This is a genomic window from Mesorhizobium sp. M7A.F.Ca.MR.362.00.0.0 (assembly GCF_004023175.1).
In the GTDB taxonomy this organism is placed as follows: domain Bacteria; phylum Pseudomonadota; class Alphaproteobacteria; order Rhizobiales; family Rhizobiaceae; genus Mesorhizobium.
This window is the reverse complement of record NZ_RZTF01000621.1, coordinates 1-2355: the sequence shown is the minus strand read 5'-3', so window position 1 is coordinate 2355 and position 2355 is coordinate 1. Positions and strand designations below refer to the sequence as shown.

Genomic DNA, 2355 nt, shown 5'->3' with positions numbered 1-2355 from the left:
GTGTGAGACAAATCTATATCTAGCGCAGTTCGCGTTCATGAAGCTTCTCCCTGCAAAGTACATCATCGAGCAAGCGGTGGCTCGAGGGACTTTGACGCACGGCATGAAAGTTCTCGAGACGTCGAGCGGAACCTTCGCGCTGGGTCTGGCCGTAGTTTGCCGGGAACGTGGATTCCAGCTAGAAATTTTCACAGACCCGGTGATGGACAAAGGTCTGGAAAACAGGTTGAGCTCCTTGGGAGCCAAAGTCGTCATAATAACTGAAAAAGCAAAGCAGGGTGGCTATCAAAGAAGCCGCCTTGACGCGTTACAAGCCAGGATGAGACAGTTAGGCCACTCCTGTTTCTGGCCCCGGCAATACCAAACACCCGACAACCCCGCAGCCTACAAGCTCTTCGCCGATCATATATCGGAGATGTTGGACGCCGACGTAACGTTGGTCGGTTCTGTGGGGTCAGGCGGTTCTACTTGTGGAACGATAGAGCACCTCCGCCAAAAAGCCCCTGGCGCACGCCTGATTGGAGTGGACACCTTCAATAGCGTCATTTTTGGCCAACAGGACGGCGAACGGAAACTGCGGGGGCTGGGGAACAGTCTTGTCCCCAAGAACGTGAAGCATGAACTGTATGACGAGGTGCATCTCATCTCAGCTCCGCTCGCATTTGCTGCAACTCGAACCCTCCACGAGCGGCACGCCGTTTTCGCCGGTCCGACCTCGGGAGCAAGCTACATCGCGGGGCGCTGGCGCGCTCGACAGTATCCAAAAGAGACCGTGGTCGTCATCTGTCCTGATGAAGGCCACCGCTACGTCGAGGCCGTTTACGACCACGAGTGGCTCAAGCAGAACGGATGTCTACATGAAGGTGTTCTGCTGGACGCGCCGGCAACCGAAAATCACCCTTCGACCGCTCTCCCGCCATGGAACCGGTATCTTTGGAAGCGGAGAAGCCGGGAAGCTGTCCTGAGCCTTTTGGAGCAAGTTTGATGAACCGAGGTAGCTTCCTTTTCGTGGAGAGCAACACGACGGGCACTGGCGAACTGTTGATGAAGCGGGCCCGAGCCCTGGGTTTTGAGACCTATCTCGTTACGCGCAATCCTGCGCGCTATCCGTTTCTTAAGGACTCGGTCGCTCAAGTGATCGAAGCTGAGACCCGCAGCCCGGATGAACTCGTCGGGGTCGCTACCAAATTAAGTAGGCTGGCAGGTATATACTCGTCGTCGGAGTATTTTGTGGAAGCAGCGTCACGTGTCGCTACGGCGATAGGGCTGCCAGCAGCGAATCCGAAGGCTATAGCCACATGCCGCAACAAATGGAAGCAAGCGGCCGAGTTGCAGCGACAATCAATCACGATCCCTGAAACACGGCTGGCCAGTTCGGTCAGCGATGTCGAGAAGATTCTTGCCCAAGCTACTCTGCCGGTGGTCGTCAAACCGGTGTCAGGAAGCGGTAGTAGCGGCGTGAGGTTGTGCGATAGTGCCGCAGCCGCCATCAAGGCGTTTGAGAGCGCAAGGGGCGCACTGCTCGATCAAGTAGATCTGCCCAGTCCCGACATCCTCATCCAGCAATATGTCGAGGGTAAGGAATACTCTGCAGAGATAATTGCCTACGATGGGACGCTGCATTGTCTTGGAATTCTTGCGAAGCACAAAGGGCCGGCTCCCTGCTTCGTCGAGGTAGGGCATGACTTTCCGGCCCCGCTACCGGAGCCATCTCTACGGGAACTGGCATCTTTTGCCGCAGGTGCGGTGTCGGCTCTGGGTCTGAATTTCGGACCGGCTCATGTGGAGTTCGTGATAGCGGAGTGGGGCCCCGTCATCATCGAGGTCAACCCCAGGCTGGCTGGAGGGATGATTCCAATCATGCTCTCGCACGCCCTGGGAACGTCAATCCTTGACATGGTGATTGGACTCTACGCGGGAGAAGGGTTCACGCCTCCGGGCGCGAGCGCAAGGGCGGGAGCCATCCGCTTCCGACTTGCTCAGACATCCGGAAAGGTCAAACGCTTGGGCTTTTCTGGAAACCCAGAGCCCACAGTGCCTGAAGCAGGTCTTCTGAAATCTGAGGGGCAGGAAGTTCAAATAAATGGCGACTTCAGAGACCGGGTAGCCTACGCCATAGGCGTAGCTGATGAACTCAATGCCGCCGCCGCGGGCGCTGAACGGATGATCGATACCCTTGTGATCGATACCGAGGCGGCCGTAGCCGAATCGGACAACGAGCGAGTCGCTGGGTCAAGCGAGGGCAGGTGGCACCTACATCCTGAAGCGATGAAGTTGCTCGCCCCGCCTATAGAAATCTCGCGCGATGGCCGCCTTCTGCAGCACCAGGCGGCCATAGACGAAGCACATCTGGTG

The 2355-nt window shown here is 57.2% G+C and carries 2 protein-coding genes; both read left to right on the top strand.

The window, feature by feature from the left end:
• Positions 1–985 (top strand): cysteine synthase family protein (locus EOC06_RS36060; protein WP_164898957.1); only part of this gene is annotated, 985 nt, incomplete at its 5' end.
• The coding region (locus EOC06_RS36055) for an ATP-grasp domain-containing protein (RefSeq protein ID WP_128310031.1) at positions 985–2355 on the top strand (1371 nt) is incomplete at its 3' end. The genes EOC06_RS36060 and EOC06_RS36055, both read left to right, overlap by 1 nt.